Here is a 19,651-nt window from a genome sequence, read left to right as displayed (position 1 = left end):
TAATAATTTTAATACTACCAAATAGAGTACTACAGTGACAAAATATTGAAAAGAATCAAATTATACTGTTGCTTAATTTATTTTAATTCGGTTTTGAGTCCCACTTCTTTGGAGAGGGTTGGGGTGAGGATAATTCCCGCTATTGTTCCTGTGCAAACATTTTCTCCTTTTTCGTTTTTCATGATGACCTTACATTTTAATTTTCCAAATCTAAAATATATTTTTTCTGAAATTACAATCACTTTTTCATTTGGAAAAACAGGTTTTAAAAATTCTATTTCACTTGATGTTAAGGCAATTGAAGTACTAGAACTAAATGAATTATCTAACAAAAAAATGCCAAGACAAACCAATCCAATTTGCGCCATGACTTCTATCAAAATTACACCTGGAGTAACTGGAAATTCCTTAAAATGACCTTTGTAAAAATCAAGATTTTCATCAAAAGTAAAGGTTCCTTCCACTCCGTTTTCATCGATTTGGAGAATTTCATCCACAAACAAAAAGGATTTGGAATACGGTAATTTGGCTATAATTTCTTCTTTTTTCATAGTTTTTCTATTCCCCATTTGGGAGCTAAAACTCCAATAAAATTCGTTGTGCCGAAAATCCGGGTCCAAAACTCAGCATTAATCCTTTTTCTCCTTTTTTAGGCTGCTTATCCATGATTTGTTCTAAAACATACAAAACTGTGGCGCTGGACATATTTCCATAGGAGCGCAAAACCTCTTTGGTATCATCAATATTTTTTCCCAAACCAGAAAATAAAGCCTCAACGGTTTGCACAATTTTCTTTCCACCGGGATGAAAAATAAGATGGTCAATATCCTCCATTTTTAAATTATTTTTTTCTAAAAAAGGATGAATAATATCTGGAAAATGAGAAACAATCGTTTCCGGTACTTCAATATCAAGTACCATCTGCAATCCAGAATTGGTGAGTTTAAAACCCATCATGTGGATGTTATCATAAAAATGATACATCTCCTCTGCTACAATCTCAGGACCTTCGTCATCTTCATGTGAGGAAAGTAAAACGCAAGCGGCACCATCACCAAAAATCGCAGCACTTACGATATTTGCCATCGAAAAATCATCGAGTTGAAACGTAGCCGTGGGACTTTCTACGGCAATTACCGCAGCTCGTTTTCCGGGATTGGCCTGCAAGAAATTTTTAGCATAAATAATTCCTGAAATCCCGGCGGCACAACCCATTTCGGTCACGGGAAGCCTTACTATATCCTGACGCAACTTCAATGTATTGATTAAATACGCATCGAGAGACGGAATCATAATTCCGGTGCAGCTTACCGTGATGATATAATCTAAATCTTGCGGATTCCAATTTGCTTTTTTTAAAGCTTTTGCTAATACTTTTTCACCTAAATCAATGACTTCACGAACATAAATAGCATTTCTTTCTTCAAATGAAGTTTTGGTAAACACCTCTATCGGATCCATTATGGAATAGCGTTTGTCAACAGCTGCACCTTCAAAAATTTTCTTTACTTTTCTGATGAATCGTTCGTCTTGTCCCACTAGCCAAGCATCCAAAAAAGGAATTATTTCAGCTGTTGTTCTGGAATATTTAGGCAGCTGTTTGGTTACGGTTTTAATTTTTACACTCATATTTTTGAAATTATCCATTGGTATCTAAAAGCCCATTTCCAATGAATTTTATAGTTTTTAAAATTTAATTTTTTCGAGAACGCTATCAATTCTTCTTTCTTAAAACCTCTTAAAATTGATATTAATCCATCTTCTCGTGACATAGCATTCAACTGAAATACAACACATAATGCCTGAAATAATCGATAGGCAATGGCACTACGATGTAAATCATTGATTACAATTCCGATGGATGTATTGTTATAAAGAACTTTCAATAATCGAATAATCTCATCGTCTTTGAAGTGATGTAACGTCAAAGTGCACAAAACAATATCATACTTTAGATCATTAAATGATTCATTAAAAATATCTTCGCAGCGATAACTGATATTAGCATATTTATCTGATAATTGTCGTGCATGTGAAATTGTAAAATTGTTAGCATCGATGCCTATTAACTGGAAATTTAGGTTGTTTTTAAGACCAAAATCAGCCAGGGTTCGCAACATATCCCCATTACCACAACCCACGTCTATAATAACAATTTCTTTAGATTTGGAATCCTGAACAAGTTCTTGTACTCCTCTTAGAGTTAACTGGTTTCCTCCTAAAAGCTGATTGATCCGGGCAATTTTATCTAAGGCATCACGTAAAATCTCACCTTCCATGGTAAAATCATCCATGATTTCCGGTTTATCAGTTCTATATTTGGTATTTAGTGTCATTTACGAGTGAAGAGTGATTGGTTTTCCGTGTGTTTTCTTTATAATTTTTAGCAATAAAAATGGAAATATAATTAATATGCGCATCAATACTGCTGAAAGTTTTTGTTTTTGTAAAATATTGGATAAAAACCGTCCCATTTTAAGTCTTCCCTTAAAATTTAAATTCCATTCTTGCAGGTATCGCTTTTCTAATTCGGCTCTGGATTTAATCTCGGTGTTATAAAATTGAACTACTAATTCTGATGCGATTTTGGCGCTATGAATTGCCATAGCCATTCCGTTTCCGCACAAAGGATGAATTAATCCGGCTGTATCGCCAATCATTAAAACATGGTTTTCCACGGCGTGTTTCTTTTTGAAAGAGATTTGGCTTATGGTCAATGGTTTTTCAAACAATAATGTACTGGTTTCAAAAAGGGTTTTTAAGTGTGGGTTTTGAGAAACAATAGTATTTTGATATTCAGTAATGTTTTTAAACTGCTTAAACGTTTTATAATCGGCTAGATAACACATGTTAATCACTTCGTTTTCAACTTTAGAAACACCGCAATAGCCTCCTTTAAAATTATGCAAACCCACTACATCATTGGGAAATTTCCCAGAATAATGTGCTTTTACGGCCAGCCAAGGTGATTTTTTATGAATAAATTCTCGATTCATTTTTTGGTCAATAATAGAACGTTTGCCAAAAGCACCAATCACCATTTGGGACTCTAAAACCATTAAATTTGTCGTGGTTATTATAAATTTATCCTGCTCAAAATGAACATTTTCTACTTGATCTTTTAGTATTGTACACCCGTTATCGATAGCCTTTTTATACAAATATTCGTCTAAAACAAAACGGCTGATGCCAAAACCACCAAGAGGTAAAATACTTTGTATTGTTTTTCCTCTTGCAGTAGAAAACTCAAGTTTTGTAATGTGTGTCGGCTTTAAATGGGCTATATCTAAATCCAACCAATTGAGATATGGCATCACTTCATTAGAGATGTATTCGCCACACACTTTATGTTTTGGATAACTATTCTTTTCAATAACCGTCACCTGAAGCCCTAATTTAGATAAATGTATAGCCGAAGTCAGTCCAGCTAACCCACCACCAATAATTACTACTTGTTTATCTTTCATACAAAAGTAAATTTATGGATTTGTTTGCTAGTATGGGTATAACAAATGATAAAAAAACTGGCCTTATTGTTTAATTTTAGTTAATACATGCAATTGCTTCATCAATTGTCTTTGAAGATACCCCTTAAATTACCGGTTGAAATTCCGAAAATCATTTCCTGTAGGTTCCTCAAAAACCTCGAGTTCAAATTCAGAAGTGATGGTAAATAGATGATCAAAAATATCAGATATAATAGTCTCGTATTTTAACCATTCTTTTTCTGCGCTAAAGCAATAAATTTCTAGTGGTAATCCTTTCGATGTAGATTCTAGCTGACGCACCATTATAGTCATGTCTTTATTAATACTGGGATGAGCCGTAATGTATTTTTCAGCATAGATTCTAAAAACGCCTATATTAGTCAGCCTCCTGATATTTACTGAAACGATCTCATTGTCCAATATTTCCGAATTAGTTTTTTGTACCTCATTTTCTTTTTGAGTGATGTAATTTTGAATTAGTTTGTATTTTTTGAATTGCGAGAGCATTTTTTCATCACAAAACTGAAAACTACTGACTTTTAAATAAATAGCTCTTTTTATTCGTCTCCCGCCAGAATCACTCATACCTCGCCAGTTCTTGAAAGAGTCTGTGATAAAAGCATAAGTGGGTATTGTAGTGATCGTTTTATCCCAATTTTGAACTTTTACAGTATTTAAATTGATTGACATCACATCGCCGTCCGCATCATATTTTGGCATCGAAATCCAGTCCCCTACCCGAACCATATCATACACGGACATTTGAATACTGGCAACAAACCCCAGAATGGTATCTTTGAAAATTAAAAGTAAAATAGCCGTCATGGCGCCCATTGCCCCTAGAAAATAGAAAGGACTTTTGCCTAACATGATGGATAAAACCAGTATTCCTCCAATAAAATAGACTACAATTTTAAGTACCTGAATGTAACTGTTAATCGGTTTGTCTTTTAAAATTAAGGTATTGGACACTATTTCATCAAAGACTGATAATACAGTAATAACAGAATGTATTATTACTAAAATTATAAAGATATTTGATAGAATAATTATATACTCAATTGCTTTTGGAAAATCTCCAAAGATGTATGGAGCAACCATGATAATGATGAAAGCAGGGACTAAATAGGCTATTTTTTCAAAAACTCTTCTTTCTATCAGGACATCATCCCAAACTACTTTTGTTTTTAAAAAAAATTTGTGCACAAAACGAACTATAATTATTTTCGTTAAATACCAAGACAAAAAACTTATTATAAACAATACAAAAATAAGCGTCAAAAGTTTCAAATACAAAGCCACTATTGGATCTAAACCAAAATCTTCAATAAACCATTTGTCTAACCAGAGTGCGATGTTGTATTTTTTTTCAATTTGAATCATAGTAAATTTAGCTTTAAAGGTAAAGATAGGTTACCTATTCTAAGCAGTCAAAAACCAGCTCCGCATTGTGTTTACATTAACATCTTCTACTAGTATTTACAGCTATTTTATTTTCTTTGAATGAAATACAATCTTGTCATATTGCATTTTAAACTAAAAAACCCTTTCAAAGTTTAAACTTTGAAAGGGTTTTGAATTAAAAGACGCTATTTAATAAATTGGATGTTCTAATTGTTATTTTGACATAAATGGCATTACAACTTTCCTTCTTTTATTTCTTCTACAATCTCTGGATTTAATAAGGTAGAAATATCTCCAAAATTAGAATAATCTCCTTCTGCAATTTTTCTAAGGATTCGTCTCATGATTTTTCCGGAGCGTGTTTTTGGTAAACCGGTAACAAACTGAATTTTATCTAACTTAGCAATAGGCCCAATATGATCTGAAATATGCTGATTAATCTCTTTGGCTAAGTTTTCTTTATTTCTGGTTTCTCCGGTTTCTTTAAGGATTACAAAACCATATAATGCATTCCCTTTGATGTCGTGAGGAAAACCTACAATGGCTGATTCCGCAACAGCAGGATGTTCATTTATAGCATCTTCAATAGGTGCTGTTCCCAGATTATGACCGGAAACAATTACCACATCATCTACTCTTCCTGTGATTCTATAATACCCAACCTCATCACGTAAAGCACCGTCTCCTGTGAAAAATTTACCTGGAAAGGCAGAGAAATACGTGTCTTTGTAGCGCTGATGATCACCCCAGATTGTTCTGGCAATTCCTGGCCATGGAAATTTGATGCACAAACTACCAACGACCTGATTCCCTTCTATTTCATTTCGTTTTTCATCCATTAGTACGGGTTGAATTCCGGGTAATGGCAACGTGGCATAAGTAGGTTTTGTTGGGGTAACAAATGCAATAGGCGATATCATAATTCCTCCTGTTTCAGTTTGCCACCAAGTATCTACAATAGGACATCTTCTGTCCCCAACATGATTGTTGTACCAATGCCAAGCTTCTTCGTTTATAGGTTCACCAACTGACCCAATAACTTTTAAGGACTTCAATGGGTATTTTAATACAAAATCTATATTTTCTTTGGCAAGCGCACGAATAGCAGTTGGCGCCGTGTAAAACTGGGTAACTTTGTGTTTTTCGATGGTTTGCCAAAAGCGACTGAAATCAGGATAAGACGGAACGCCTTCAAAAATTACGGTTGTAGCTCCGTTCAATAACGGGCCGTAAAGAATATAGGAATGTCCGGTAATCCAGCCAATGTCAGCGGTACACCAAAAAACATCATTTTCTTCATAATTGAATACGTTCTTGAAAGTGTAGGCAGTATACACCATATACCCTGCAGTGGTGTGAACCATTCCTTTGGGTTTTCCTGTTGAACCGGAGGTGTACAAAATAAACAACGGATCCTCAGCATCCATGATTTCGGCTACATTATTATCTGAAGCCTGATCCAAAAGTGGTTCCAACCATTGGTCACGACCTGCTTTCATATTGATCTTTGAATGAATTCTTTTGGCTACTAAAACTTTTTCAACACAAGGACATTTTTCCAACGCTTCATCAACAATTACTTTTAAGTCGATTGTTTTGTTACCACGAAATCCACCATCAGAAGTAATAACCATTTTACATTCACTATCATTAATTCTGGCTGATACCGCAGAAGCTGAAAAACCAGCAAAAACAACAGAATGTATGGCGCCAATTCTGGCACATGCTAATATTGAAACGGCTAATTCTGGGATCATAGGCAAATAAATACAAACGCGATCTCCTTTACTTATGCCTTGCTCACGCAACACATTTGCCATTTTGCAGACCCGTTGATGCAATTCATTATAGGTAATATGCAATGCTGCTTCTGAAGGATCATTCGGCTCAAAAATAATAGCCGTTTTTTCGCCTCTTTTTGCAAGATGTCTGTCGATACAATTTTTTACAATATTCACTTTGGCTTCAGTAAACCATTTTATGTCGGCTTCAGCCATATTAAAATCAACAACTTTATCCCATTGTTGGTACCATGTAAAATTTTCCTCTGCTATTTTTCCCCAAAATTTTCGAGGTTCACGAACTGATTTATTGTAATGTTTAAAATATTGTTCTAAATTTTCAATTTTATAGTAGCTCATGTTTTAATTTTTTATAAAAGTATTAAATCTAAGTCTATTCCTAATACTATTTAGACTATAAATACCCAGGAAAAAAAATGGATTATTCAATATAAATAGCTTTTAATTACTAATATGATTAATTTTTACTTTTTTGAGGGGATATGTAAAACACAAAAAGCGGAAATATATAAATACCTCCGCTTTTTGTATCAACAAAAAATCCCTAACAATTAATTTAGCAACGACAAATAGTATTTTATTTGAACTATAACCAACCTATTCAGTTGTAATAAAACACCAATTGTTAAAAAATTTTCGCGTTGATTTATTTAAGATCAATCATTATTACACTGCACCATTTTTATAAATCATTAGGGATTACTTCACTTAACGTTCAATCTCGCTCGACGTTAAGTGAATGTAAAAGCGACTATATTCATACTATTTCTTTAATAAATTTTAACTAATTCAAAATATTATAAAACCAATGGTATAGCGCTAATCCCAACACACCCTCTTGTGTGGTAATTCCTAATTTTTTTATCCAATTTTTTTCATCGCAGTCATGGATTCTCTCAACCACTCCCCAACTTCTTCTATTGGATGTTGACGAATGCTTTTGTTTACTGCAATAAGAACCGCATTGTCAACTCCATTTGAAGTTGAAAAAGGTTTCCCTATCACATTAGTATCTACCGTTTTCATAAAATTAATCAACAATGGTTTGCAGGCGTGATCAAATAAATAACAACCATATTCTGCAGTATCCGAAATGATTCGGTTCATTTCATACAGTTTTTTTCGGGCTACTGTATTGGCAATCAGAGGCAATTCGTGTAAAGACTCATAATACGCTGATTCTTCAATAATTCCTGTTTGAGTCATGGTTTCAAAAGCCAATTCGACACCCGCTTTCACCATGGCAATCATCAAAACACCATTGTCAAAATACTCTTGTTCTGAAATATGTGCAGCTGTTGGCGCTGTTTTTTCGAAGTTAGTTTCTGCAGTTGCAGCTCTCCAAGTCAATAAATTGATATCATCATTAGCCCAGTCAATCATCATATTTTTGGAAAATTCGCCAGAGATAATATCGTCCATGTGTTTTTGAAACAACGGACGCATGATGTCTTTTAATTTATCTGCTAATTCATACGCTTCAATTTTTGCGGGATTAGACAAACGATCCATCATATTTGTAATTCCACCATGCTTTAAAGCTTCTGTAACTGTTTCCCAACCATATTGAATTAATTTTGAAGCATAAGCAGGCTCGATTCCTTTTTCAACCATTTTATCGAAACATAAAATAGATCCGGTTTGCAACATTCCACAAAGAATGGTTTGTTCTCCCATTAGATCTGATTTTACCTCGGCTACAAATGAAGAGTTTAAAACTCCTGCTTTGTGGCCTCCGGTAGCAACCGCATACGCTTTTGCTTGTTCAAAACCAGCTCCGTTTGGATCATTTTCGGGGTGAACCGCGATTAAAGTGGGTACACCAAAACCTCTCTTGTATTCTTCACGTACTTCTGATCCAGGGCATTTTGGCGCACACATAATTACAGTGATATCTTTCCGAATTTGCATTCCTTCCTCTACAATATTGAAACCATGAGAATAAGCAAGCGTTGATCCGTTTTTCATCAAAGGCATGATTGCCGTAACTACAGCTGTATGTTGCTTGTCTGGTGTAAGGTTGCATACCAAATCAGCTGTTGGAATTAATTCTTCATACGTTCCCACTTTGAATCCATTATCAGACGCATTTTTAAACGAAGCTCTTTGTTCCGAAATTGCATCGGCGCGTAAAGCATAAGAAATATCCAAACCAGAATCTCTCATGTTCAACCCTTGGTTCAACCCTTGTGCTCCACACCCTACAATGACTACTTTTTTTCCTGCTAAAGCTTTAATTCCGTCTACGAATTCAGACTGATCCATGAATTCGCAAACACCTAATTGTTCTAATTGTAATCTGAGTGGTAATGAATTGAAATAATTTGCCATTTTTTATTGTTTAATGATTGTAAAATTTAATAATTGTAATAATTAATGCTTATTAGATTGAGATTCTTCCTTGGTCGGAATGACAAACTACATAGCGACTGAACACTTTTAAGAAAGTTTTTCTAATAATGTTGAAATCTCCATTTTTGCTTTGGAAACTGATATTCTCCCGGAACGAACAAATTGCATGATTCCAAAAGGTTTTAATTTATCGTACAATGATTCAATTTCAGCACGTTGTCCCGATTTTGAAATCACAAAATAGTCTCTGGCTACTGTAACTATCTCGGAATGGCTTTCTTTGATGATATTCTGAATTTGTTTTTCGTCAAATAGCAAGCTCGACTCAATTTTGAATAATGCATTTTCTAAGAAAATAGTTTCTTCGTCAATATGATAAAAAGCTTTGATGACTTCAATTTGTTTCTCGATTTGTCCTACAATGTTATGTACCCATTTTTCGGTAGTATTCACCACGATAATAAATCTGGAAACACTTTCTATCTCCGATTCGGATACATTTAAACTCAAAATATTGATATGGCGTTTCAAGAATATTCCAGATATTCTGTTCAATAAGCCAACGTTGTTTTCTGAATAAACAGAAATGGTGAATGTTTTATTTTCCATGTTTTTTATCCTCCCCCAGCCCCCTCCAAAAGAGGGAGTGCCGAAACTAGCTTAGGGTATGTTTATAATTTTTATTACTAATTCAAAAATATAATCTATTAACAATTTCTCTTTCAATCTCCCTCCCCTTCGGGGAGGGTTGGGATGGGGATTAACTCAATCTTATATCAGATACCGATGCTCCTGTTGGAATCATTGGGAATACGTTATTTTCTTTTTCTACCATAACTTCCAGGAAATAGGATTCTTTTGAAGTCATCATTTCGGCAACAGCCGCATCAAGATCTTCCCTTTTGGTTACTTTTTTTGCTTTGATGTAATAGCCTTCAGCAATGGCTATAAAATTAGGATTGATCATTTCGGTCGAAGCGTATCTTTTGTCAAAGAACAATTGTTGCCATTGACGAACCATACCTAAAAATTCATTGTTCAAGACCACAATTTTCACAGGAACTTTAGTCTGGAAAATAGTTCCTAATTCCTGAATGGTCATTTGAAACCCTCCATCTCCAATTATGGCTACTACTTCTCGATTTGGCATTCCCATTTTGGCACCAATCGCAGCAGGCAATGCAAATCCCATGGTTCCTAAACCACCTGAAGTGACATTACTTTTGGTCGAATTGAATTTGGCATACCGACAGGCAAACATTTGGTGTTGTCCTACATCCGAAACCATAATGGCATCTCCTTTAGAATGCTTGTTAATCATTTCAATCGTTTCTCCCATAGAAATTCCTTCTTTCTTAGGCTTTAACTCGTCATTGATTACGGCTTCTAATTCAATTTCATATTTTTCTTTGAATTCATTGTGCCAGGATTCATGTGTGTTATTTTCGATAAAAGGAAGTAAAGCGGTCAAAGACTCTTTTACATCTGCTAAAACGGCTACCGTTGTTTTTACGTTTTTATCGATTTCGGCTGAATCAATTTCAAAGTGGATTACTTTTGCTTGCTTTGCATAGGTTTCCAGATTTCCGGTGACACGATCATCAAAACGCATTCCAAGGGCAATCAAAACATCACATTCATTCGTCAAAACGTTAGGACCATAATTACCGTGCATCCCTAACATCCCTACATTCAGCGGATGATCAGTAGGCAATGCCGAAAGTCCTAAAATAGTCCAAGCGGCGGGAATTCCTGATTTTTCAACAAATGCTTTGAGTTGTTCTTCGGCTTCACCAAGGATAATTCCCTGACCAAATACGATAAAAGGTTTTTTGGACGTATTAATAATTGCAGCTGCTTCCTTAACTTTTTCCAGATTTAAAATCGGCTTTGGATTGTAACTTCTGATGCTGGTACATTTTTTATAGCTGAATTCCATTTGGTCAAACTGAGCATTTTTTGTAATATCAATTAATACGGGCCCTGGACGACCTGATTTAGCAATATAAAAAGCTTTTGCCATGATCTCCGGAATTTCAGAAGCTTCGGTAATTTGATAATTCCACTTGGTAACCGGAGTCGATATCCCAATAATATCTGTTTCCTGAAAGGCATCAGATCCCAATAAATGTTTCCCTACTTGTCCCGTGATGCACACCATGGGAGTCGAATCAATCTGTGCATCTGCAATTCCGGTAACTAAATTTGTGGCTCCCGGACCTGAAGTGGCTATCGCTACTCCTACTTTACCAGTCGCTCTTGCAAAACCTTGTGCTGCATGGGTAGCGCCTTGTTCATGACGTACTAAAACATGGTGTAATTGATCTTTAAATTTATATAATTCATCGTAAACGGGCATAATCGCACCACCTGGGTAGCCGTAAACCAAATTTACTCCTTCTTCTAATAAGCATCTAATAACGGCTTCGGCGCCGGATATTGTATTATTTTTCATTATTATTTTTTTAGGCTTATGTCAATTTTGCTATTGCTATTGGCGTTGATTTTGAAGTTATTTATCAGTTACACATCCTGTCGAAGCGCTCGAGACCGCTCTGATGTATTTTAATAAAACTCCCTTATTTACTTTTAATTCAGGTTGAATCCAATTTGCTTTCCTATGTGCAAACTCTGCATCCGATATTTTTAAATTGATTGTATTTTTGACTGCATCAATAGTGATAATATCTCCATTTTTGACGAGCGCTATACCGCCTCCTTCAAAAGCTTCGGGTGTAACATGTCCCACAACAAATCCATGTGAACCACCAGAAAACCTGCCATCAGTAATCAGGGCTACGCTTTTTCCAAGACCAGCACCCATGATAGCTGAAGTAGGTTTAAGCATTTCAGGCATTCCGGGGCCACCTTTTGGACCACAGTACCGGATGACCACTACATTCCCTGGTTTGACTTCACCCCCGCGAACCCCAGTTATTACATCATGTTCATTTTCATAAACAATGGCATCTCCTTCAAAATACTCCCCTTCATTTCCGCTAATTTTAGCCACACAGCCTTCCTCAGCAAGATTTCCATACAAAATTTGAATGTTTCCTGTTGCTTTTAGTGCTTTTTGGATTTCGTGTATTACTTGTTGACCGTCGTTCAAATCCGGAACAGCAGCTAAATTTTCAGCTAAAGTTTTTCCAGTTACTGTCAAACAGTCTCCATGTAACAATCCTTCTTTTAATAAATATTTCATTACTGCGGGAACTCCTCCAGCTTCATGGAGATCTTCCATCAGGTATTTTCCACTCGGTTTCAAATCGGCAAGTAATGGTGTTTTGTCACTTATATCTTGAAAATCTTTAAGTGTAATTTCAATATCTACAGCATGTGCCATAGCGATTAAGTGCATTACTGCATTCGTAGAACCGCCTAAAACAGCTACCATGGTAATCGCATTTTCAAATGCTTTACGTGTCATGATATCTCGAGGTTTTATATCTTTTTCTAACAAAATTCTGATTGCTTTTCCAGCATCAATGCATTCTTGTTGTTTTTCGTCACTTAATGCCGGATTAGAAGAACTGTAGGGCAAGCTCATTCCTAAAGCTTCAATAGCCGAAGACATCGTATTGGCCGTATACATACCTCCGCAGGCTCCTGCGCCGGGACATGCGTTTTGAATCACTCCTTTGAAATCTTCCGGAGCGATTGTATTGTTAAATTTTTTTCCCAATGCTTCAAAGGCAGACACAATATTTAACGATTCCCCTTTCCATTTTCCAGAATGAATTGAGCCTCCATAAACCATGATAGAAGGACGATTGACTCTTCCCATAGCCATGACGGAACCGGGCATGTTTTTATCACAGCCTGGAATAGCGATTAGTGCATCATACCATTGTGCTCCCATTACGGTTTCAATAGAATCTGCAATTACATCTCTGGAAACTAAAGAAAAACGCATTCCATCAGTACCGTTTGAAATACCGTCACTTACACCAATAGTATTAAAAATCAACCCTACTAAGTCCTCTTTCCAGACTCCTGTTTTTATTTTTTTAGCCAAGCCGTTCAGGTGCATGTTACAGGGATTTCCCTCATATCCCATACTAACAATTCCAACTTGTGCTTTTTTTAAATCTTCTTCAGTCAAACCAATACCGTACAACATTGCTTGTGCTGCAGGTTGTGTTTCATCTTGTGTTATGGTCTTGCTGTATTTATTTAATTCCATTGTCGGTTTATTTGTGTCGGTTTTTATCTGTTTAAAATTATTGAAAGTCAACGAGTGTTGCCTAAACAATAGTCGATTGTCCTATGTAAACATTGTCGTTATTGAAATACAATAATTCATCTTTGCTCAAAATATAATTGGATATAAAATCACCTACTTCATTGGTGCCAAATTTAGAATAGGGATTCAAATCTGCTGTGACGACATTTAATTCAATTGCTTTTTCTACCGCTTCATATACTTTTTTAGCTTCTAACTGAAGTCCAAAATGTTCTAAAAGCATAGCAGCAGATAATATTGAGGCAATTGGATTGGCCGTATTTTTGCCTTTTGCCTGAGAAAAAGTGCCGTGTACCGGTTTAAAAAGAGCACTGGAATTCCCTAGAGATGCTGATGGCAATAATCCAATGGCTCCTGTGATTACACTAGCTTCATCCGATAAAATATCGCCAAATAAATTTTCGGTCAAAATGACATCAAATTGTTTTGGATTAATAATGATTTGCATCGCGGCATTATCAACATAAAGGAAATCTAAAGTTACATCAGGGTAATTTTCGCTGATTTCCTGGACTACTTTTCGCCATAATCGTGACGTTTCAAGAATACTAGCTTTGTCTACCAGAGTCACTTTTTTTTGTCTTTTCTGAGCTGTTCTAAACGCTAAATGACTAACCCTAATAATTTCCTCATCGGAATACTCACATAAATCAGAGGCTAATGTGCCTTGTGCATTCGTCTTTTTTTCACTGAAATAAGATCCCCCGGAAAGCTCCCTGAAAATCACAAAATCAGTACCCTCAATGATTTTTCTTTTCAAAGGGGATAAATCTAATAAATCCTTATACGGTTTAACAGGTCTTATATTGGCATATAATCCTAATGCTTGTCTCAATTTCAATAAGCCGTTTACAGGGCGCAATTTTGGATCATGATTGTTGTCGTATTTTGTATTGCCAACAGCGCCAAACAATACAGCATCGGTATTCAGACAAAGATTCAATGTTTGCTCTGGCAATGGATTTCCTGTTTTTTCAATCGCAACGGCACCTATTAGTGCGTCTTCAAATACAAACTCATGATCGAAAACCACACCAATTGCATACAACGCTTTTTTTGCTTGTAAGGTAACCTCAGGACCTATTCCGTCTCCTGAAAGTACTGCTATTTTTAAATTCATAATAGTGCGATTTAAATTGTAATAGAAATCAAAATATTTTAGGTGAGGATTAATTCCTTACTCATTTTACAGGCTTCAATTATTTGATGAATATCATCATCAAGGACTTCTTTTTTGATATCGGCAAACCTCAAAAATTCAATATACACAACATCCAATTGTATTTTTGAAAGTTCATATCCAACTTTTTTGGCTCTGTAGGCCAATGCTGCTCTGCCACTTCTGGCGGTAAGAACAATTGATGATTCATTGACACCAACTTCCAACGGATCCATGATTTCATAAGTCGCTCTGTTTTTGATTACCCCATCCTGATGAATTCCGGAGCTGTGTGCAAAAGCGTTAGCTCCAACAATTGCTTTATTGGGTTGCACCATCATTCCCATACTTTCAGATACTAATCGGCTCATTTCATTCAGCTGACGGGTATTGATATTGGTATCTAAATTCAAATACGGATGTTGTTTGAAAATCATCACTACTTCTTCCAGTGCTGTATTTCCGGCTCTTTCGCCTATTCCGTTTATGGTACATTCAATTTGTCTGGCTCCATTTACCGCTCCTGCAATTGAATTTGCGGTAGCCATTCCTAAATCATTATGACAGTGGCATGACAGGATTACTTTATCAATTCCTGTGACGTTTTCTTTTAGATATTTAATCTTTGCGCCATATTCTTCCGGCAAGCAATAGCCAGTTGTATCTGGGATATTAAGCACGGTAGCACCTGATTTAATGACTGCTTCACAGACTCGAGCCAAGAACTCGTTGTCCGTTCTGCCAGCATCCTCCGCATAAAACTCCACATCTTCAACATACGATTTGGCATGGGAAACGGCAAATTTTGCTCGGGCAATAATATCTTCTCTGGTAGTATTCAGCTTGTGTACAATGTGTGATTCCGAAGTTCCTATTCCGGTATGTATTCTTGGTCTTTTTGCATGTATTAAGGCTTGTGCCGCAACATCTATATCATTTTTTATCGCTCTGGTTAATCCACAAACAACTGCATTCTTAACAATTTTACTTATTTCTGAAACAGATAAAAAATCACCTGGACTAGATACCGGAAAACCCGCTTCGATGATGTCAACACCCATTTCGTCCAGTCGATTGGCTATGACTAGTTTTTGATTGGTATCTAATTTACATCCCGGAACTTGTTCGCCGTCTCTCAAGGTGGTATCAAAAATTTGAACTTTCTCTCTATTCATTTTCATTTATTTAATGTAATTTCACAACTTGATAACAAAAATATCTTTCATTACGTTAATATAAAACTCAATTTAATGAAATATACTGTTTATAAAGCAATAAAAAACTTAGTAAACAATTGAATTACAAAACATTAAGCTACACTATTCTACAATGGCTAACCATCAAAAAGATTTCTTGTTCGTATTAATTAAATCGCTTTCAAAATCTGAAAAAAGACAATTTAAGATTTTTGCCAGCCGATTAGAAACCAGTTCCAATACAAAATTCATCGAATTATTTAATGTTTTAGACAAATCAGAAGTCTATGAGGAGAAGCTTATTTTGAAAAGTGGGATTATCAAAAAAGTACAATTATCCAATCTGAAATCGTATTTATATAAACAAATTTTAGTAAGCATCCGATTGAATATTCCCAGTCAGAATATTCGATATCAGCTTAGAGAACAAATTGATTTTGCTGCTATTTTGTACAATAAAGGGCTGTACAAACAAAGTTTAAAAATCTTGGATAAAACAAAGATTTTAGCGTTGGAAAATGACGAAAAACTCATGGCCTATGAAATTGTAGAATTTGAGAAACTCATTGAATCCCAATACATAACCCGAAGTATTCAAGGACGCGCAGATGAATTGGTTATTCAGGCTAAAGAACTGAATTATCGCAATACCATTTCCAGTAAATTATCTAATTTATCCTTGCAATTGTACGGTATTATGCTTAAAACCGGATATGTAAAAAGCGACGAAGAATACACCTATATAGATGATTATTTCAACAAGCATATTTCAAGATTTGACGAGAAAAAGTTCGGTTTCAGAGAGAAATATTGGTTTTACAATGCCAATCTTTGGCGAAGCTTTTTAGTTCAGGATTTTTTATCCTGTTACAAATATGCTTTAAAGTGGGTGACTCTTTTTTATGACAACCCAAGTATGATTCATTTAAATCCGGTGTTTTTCCTGAAAGGCAATCATTATTTATTGGAGTCTCTATACATGCTGAAGTACAAATCAAAATTCAAAAAATATTTATTACTGCTGGAAAATACCATAAAAGATTCCCATTTTCCTGTAAATGATAATATTGCATCTTTATCATTTCTGTATTTATATAATAATAAATTGAATTATCATATACTGGAAGGTACTTTTGCAGAAGGAGAATACTTAATTCCTGAAGTTCTAGGCAAGTTGAAAATACATACCGATCATCTTGATGAACACCACGAAATGCTGTTTTACTATAAATTTGCTTCTATATATTTTGGGAATGAAAAATATACAGATTGTATTTTTTATTTGGAGAAAATCATAAACAATAAAAATCTTTCCATGCGAGAAGATTTAATGTGTTTTGCCAGATTACTCTGTTTGATAGCTCATTATGAATTAGGAAAAGATTATTATCTGGAAAATCAATTGAAAAACACCTATAAATTCCTAATCAAAATGAATGATTTGCATGAAGTGCAAAAAGAAATTATTAAGTTTTTGAAAAATTTAAACTCCATTTATCCAACAGATATCAAAAAAGAATTTGTAAAAATGAGAACAAGATTTATAGAACTGGAGAAAAACACCTATGAAAAAAGAGCTTTCCTTTATTTGGATATTATTTCTTGGCTAGAAAGCAAAATCGAAAACCGAAAAATAAGCGATATCATTAAAGAAAAAGCAAAATTGAATAATCGATAAAATAAAGTGGAACTATGCCCTTAATAATTTAAACGGATGAACGGATTTTTTAAAACAATTCTCGCAGGTTACGGTGCCAAAAAACTAGGCGGCGGCTGTTTTGGTACAATTTTAATTTTCATAATTATTTATTGGATATTAGGTTATTTTTAGAATTAAAATGCTAAAAATAACCTACTTATAATTTAAAAATTAATACGTCAATAGTTCTTTTAGGTCATTTTCGAATCGGCCTTTCGGCAAATATTGATCTTCCAATGCTTTAGTAAACGGAATTGGTGTGTCTAAACTTGCCACTCGTTTTACAGGAGCATCTAAGTATTTGAAACAATTTTCCATTATCATTGCCGAAAGATCACTGGCAATTCCACCAAACATACTGTCTTCCTGATAAATAATTACTCTTCCCGTTTTCTTTACCGAAGCAAAAATAGCTTCGGTATCCAAAGGTTGTAAAGTTCTTAAATCTAATAAATCCGCTGAAATTTCAGGGTTTTTTGCTAAAGTATCCAAAGCCCAATGCACTGCGGCACCAAACGAGATGATCGTAACCTGATCTCCCTCTTTCAACAAAGCAGCTTTTCCTAGTGGAATCGTATAATAATCAGAAGGAACCTCTTGATAAACGCTTCTGTACAATTGCTTGTGTTCAAAAAACAGTACTGGATTTGGGTCGTTTATGGAAGTATTCAACAATCCTTTCGCATCATACGGAAATGCTGGGTAAACCACTTTTAATCCCGGTGTTTTAGTAAACCAAGCCTCATTGGTCTGCGAATGAAAAGGCCCAGCTTGTGTTCCGCCACCGCAAGGCATTCGGACTACAACATCTGCTTTTTCTAACCATCGGTAATGTGATTTGGCTAATAAATTCACAATTGGATTGAATCCTGTCGAAACAAAATCGGCAAACTGCATTTCCACAATTGCTTTATAGCCATTTATAGATAATCCCATTCCTGCCGAAACCACTGCACTTTCACAAATTGGCGTATTGATGACACGCTCTTTGCCAAACTGCGCTACAAAACCATCTGTGATTTTGAAAGCACCACCATAGTCAGCAATGTCTTGACCCATGATTACTGAGTTCTCATGGCGTTCCATCGATTGTCTCAAACTGGCAGAAATGGCATCTACAAAACGAATATTTTCTTTTTTTTCTGAATGGTTAACTTGTTCAAATACATGCGTTTTATAAACATCATTTAGCTCTTCACTTAAAGTAGCTTCAATTTCTGGTTCGGCATTGGCAATAGCCAAACTTTCATCAATATCCTTCTTTATTTCAGCATGTAAAGCAGCGTCAAAATCCGCGGTAAGAACCCCATTTTCTGACAAGTATTTTCTATAATTTTCTACTGGATCTTTAATCGCCCACAGGTCCATTAATTCCTGCGGAACGTATTTAGTCCCACTCGCCTCTTCATGTCCACGCATCCGGAAGGTTTTAAATTCCAATAAAACAGGACGTGGATTTTCTTTCATCGAAGCTTTTAATTCAGATAATAAATTATAAACTTCCAGAATATTATTTCCATCAACAATATGGCTTTCCATTCCGTAGCCTTTTCCTTTATCGGCCAGGTTTTCGCAACGGTATTGTTCATTTGTAGGTGTTGAAAGCCCATACCCGTTATTCTCTATCACAAATAAAACCGGTAATTCCCAAACCGAAGCAATATTCAACGCTTCATGAAAATCGCCTTCACTTGTTGCTCCTTCGCCTGTAAAAACGGCAGTAACTTTTCCGTTTTTCTTTAGTTTATTGGCTAAAGCGATTCCGTCAGCCACACCTAATTGCGGACCTAAATGCGAAATCATTCCTATAATTTTATATTGTTGGGTTCCAAAGTGAAAACTGCGATCACGTCCTTTAGTAAAACCGTTGGCTTTGCCCTGCCATTGCGAAAAAAGACGGTACAACGGAATGTTTCTTCCGGTAAAAACTCCTAGGTTTCTATGCATTGGCAAAATGTATTCATCCGAATCTAAAACTGCCGTAACACCAACAGAAATTGCCTCTTGACCTATTCCAGAGAACCATTTTGATACTTTTCCCTGACGGATAAGAATCAGCATTTTTTCCTCTATCAGTCTTGGTTTCAGTATTCTTTTATATAAATCTAATAATTGATCGTCAGTAAGATTTTTTTTGTCAAAGGTCATTTTTCCCGTTTTATTATATGGTTCAAAGATAAAAAAATATAACAGTTTGATATTGTTTTGTTATATTTTTTTACATTGTTTGTACGTTTTAAAATTCAGATATAAAATTATTCTTTACATTTGTATCTGCAAGGTTTTTAACCTTCAAGTTATTAAA

General features: G+C 35.2%; 14 protein-coding genes. 1 reads left to right on the top strand and 13 read right to left on the bottom strand.

Annotated elements, in window-relative coordinates:
• Positions 1 to 77: 77 nt before the first annotated feature.
• The 12 genes from EKM05_RS02265 to EKM05_RS02210 all read right to left on the bottom strand — a co-directional run bounded on the left by EKM05_RS02265 (position 78) and on the right by EKM05_RS02210 (position 15,626).
• Positions 78 to 551 (bottom strand): 3-hydroxyacyl-ACP dehydratase FabZ family protein, encoded by a 474-nt coding sequence (locus EKM05_RS02265; protein WP_126459708.1) that lies wholly within the window; start codon positions 549 to 551, stop codon positions 78 to 80.
• 25 nt (positions 552 to 576) lie between these two features.
• Entirely contained in the window at positions 577 to 1,629 is a 1,053-nt protein-coding gene (locus EKM05_RS02260; RefSeq protein ID WP_126553243.1) for a type III polyketide synthase, read from the bottom strand.
• Positions 1,626 to 2,336 carry a methyltransferase domain-containing protein gene (locus tag EKM05_RS02255; RefSeq protein ID WP_126553241.1) on the bottom strand — a complete coding sequence of 237 codons (711 nt, stop codon included), beginning with the start codon at positions 2,334 to 2,336 and terminating at the stop codon, positions 1,626 to 1,628. Before EKM05_RS02255 ends, EKM05_RS02260 begins: the two co-directional genes overlap by 4 nt.
• Positions 2,337 to 3,467: an NAD(P)/FAD-dependent oxidoreductase gene (locus EKM05_RS02250; RefSeq protein WP_126553239.1), complete on the bottom strand. Its 1,131-nt coding sequence runs from the start codon at positions 3,465 to 3,467 to the stop codon at positions 2,337 to 2,339.
• A 129-nt stretch (positions 3,468 to 3,596) separates the two neighbouring features.
• The gene (locus EKM05_RS02245) at positions 3,597 to 4,871 is read right to left on the bottom strand and encodes a mechanosensitive ion channel family protein (RefSeq protein WP_126553237.1); all 1,275 of its coding nucleotides are present in this window, start codon (positions 4,869 to 4,871) and stop codon (positions 3,597 to 3,599) included.
• A gap of 254 nt (positions 4,872 to 5,125) precedes the next feature.
• Positions 5,126 to 7,033, bottom strand: a complete 1,908-nt coding sequence (gene acs / locus EKM05_RS02240) for an acetate--CoA ligase (RefSeq protein WP_126459723.1) — start codon at positions 7,031 to 7,033, stop codon at positions 5,126 to 5,128.
• Between the two features lie 522 nt (positions 7,034 to 7,555).
• Positions 7,556 to 9,025, bottom strand: a complete 1,470-nt coding sequence (gene ilvC / locus EKM05_RS02235) for a ketol-acid reductoisomerase (RefSeq protein ID WP_126553235.1) — start codon at positions 9,023 to 9,025, stop codon at positions 7,556 to 7,558.
• A 108-nt stretch (positions 9,026 to 9,133) separates the two neighbouring features.
• The gene (ilvN, locus tag EKM05_RS02230; RefSeq protein ID WP_126459729.1) at positions 9,134 to 9,655 is read right to left on the bottom strand and encodes an acetolactate synthase small subunit; all 522 of its coding nucleotides are present in this window, start codon (positions 9,653 to 9,655) and stop codon (positions 9,134 to 9,136) included.
• A 151-nt stretch (positions 9,656 to 9,806) separates the two neighbouring features.
• A complete protein-coding gene (gene ilvB, locus EKM05_RS02225; protein ID WP_126553233.1) occupies positions 9,807 to 11,501 on the bottom strand; it encodes a biosynthetic-type acetolactate synthase large subunit in 1,695 nt (564 codons plus the stop codon).
• A 57-nt stretch (positions 11,502 to 11,558) separates the two neighbouring features.
• Positions 11,559 to 13,232, bottom strand: a complete 1,674-nt coding sequence (ilvD, locus tag EKM05_RS02220) for a dihydroxy-acid dehydratase (protein WP_126451597.1) — start codon at positions 13,230 to 13,232, stop codon at positions 11,559 to 11,561.
• A 61-nt stretch (positions 13,233 to 13,293) separates the two neighbouring features.
• Positions 13,294 to 14,412: a 3-isopropylmalate dehydrogenase gene (gene leuB / locus EKM05_RS02215; protein ID WP_126451596.1), complete on the bottom strand. Its 1,119-nt coding sequence runs from the start codon at positions 14,410 to 14,412 to the stop codon at positions 13,294 to 13,296.
• A 38-nt stretch (positions 14,413 to 14,450) separates the two neighbouring features.
• Positions 14,451 to 15,626: a 2-isopropylmalate synthase gene (locus tag EKM05_RS02210; protein ID WP_126553231.1), complete on the bottom strand. Its 1,176-nt coding sequence runs from the start codon at positions 15,624 to 15,626 to the stop codon at positions 14,451 to 14,453.
• Between the two features lie 154 nt (positions 15,627 to 15,780).
• On the opposite strand from EKM05_RS02210, the gene EKM05_RS02205 reads away from it, so the two are divergent.
• Positions 15,781 to 17,325 (top strand): hypothetical protein, encoded by a 1,545-nt coding sequence (locus tag EKM05_RS02205; RefSeq protein WP_126451594.1) that lies wholly within the window; start codon positions 15,781 to 15,783, stop codon positions 17,323 to 17,325.
• Between the two features lie 192 nt (positions 17,326 to 17,517).
• Here EKM05_RS02205 and EKM05_RS02200 read toward each other — a convergent pair whose 3' ends face one another.
• Positions 17,518 to 19,494, bottom strand: a complete 1,977-nt coding sequence (locus EKM05_RS02200) for a thiamine pyrophosphate-dependent enzyme (RefSeq protein WP_126553229.1) — start codon at positions 19,492 to 19,494, stop codon at positions 17,518 to 17,520.
• Between the last annotated feature and the right edge of the window lie 157 nt (positions 19,495 to 19,651).

Origin of the sequence: Flavobacterium sp. GSP27, from assembly GCF_003970395.1 — a bacterium.
Taxonomy (GTDB): domain Bacteria; phylum Bacteroidota; class Bacteroidia; order Flavobacteriales; family Flavobacteriaceae; genus Flavobacterium.
The sequence above is the reverse complement of the archived record's forward strand: the minus strand, read 5'-3'. Positions and strand labels throughout refer to the sequence as shown.

Bases quoted from the DNA above. Each gene is read 5' to 3' on its own strand.
- EKM05_RS02265 (WP_126459708.1), bottom strand. From the start codon at position 551: ATGAAAAAAGAAGAAATTATAGCCAAATTACCGTATTCCAAATCCTTT.
- EKM05_RS02260 (WP_126553243.1), bottom strand. From the start codon at position 1,629: ATGAGTGTAAAAATTAAAACCGTAACCAAACAGCTGCCTAAATATTCC.
- EKM05_RS02255 (WP_126553241.1), bottom strand. From the start codon at position 2,336: ATGACACTAAATACCAAATATAGAACTGATAAACCGGAAATCATGGAT.
- EKM05_RS02250 (WP_126553239.1), bottom strand. From the start codon at position 3,467: ATGAAAGATAAACAAGTAGTAATTATTGGTGGTGGGTTAGCTGGACTG.
- EKM05_RS02245 (WP_126553237.1), bottom strand. From the start codon at position 4,871: ATGATTCAAATTGAAAAAAAATACAACATCGCACTCTGGTTAGACAAA.
- acs (WP_126459723.1), bottom strand. From the start codon at position 7,033: ATGAGCTACTATAAAATTGAAAATTTAGAACAATATTTTAAACATTAC.
- ilvC (WP_126553235.1), bottom strand. From the start codon at position 9,025: ATGGCAAATTATTTCAATTCATTACCACTCAGATTACAATTAGAACAA.
- ilvN (WP_126459729.1), bottom strand. From the start codon at position 9,655: ATGGAAAATAAAACATTCACCATTTCTGTTTATTCAGAAAACAACGTT.
- ilvB (WP_126553233.1), bottom strand. From the start codon at position 11,501: ATGAAAAATAATACAATATCCGGCGCCGAAGCCGTTATTAGATGCTTA.
- ilvD (WP_126451597.1), bottom strand. From the start codon at position 13,232: ATGGAATTAAATAAATACAGCAAGACCATAACACAAGATGAAACACAA.
- leuB (WP_126451596.1), bottom strand. From the start codon at position 14,412: ATGAATTTAAAAATAGCAGTACTTTCAGGAGACGGAATAGGTCCTGAG.
- EKM05_RS02210 (WP_126553231.1), bottom strand. From the start codon at position 15,626: ATGAATAGAGAGAAAGTTCAAATTTTTGATACCACCTTGAGAGACGGC.
- EKM05_RS02205 (WP_126451594.1), top strand. From the start codon at position 15,781: ATGGCTAACCATCAAAAAGATTTCTTGTTCGTATTAATTAAATCGCTT.
- EKM05_RS02200 (WP_126553229.1), bottom strand. From the start codon at position 19,494: ATGACCTTTGACAAAAAAAATCTTACTGACGATCAATTATTAGATTTA.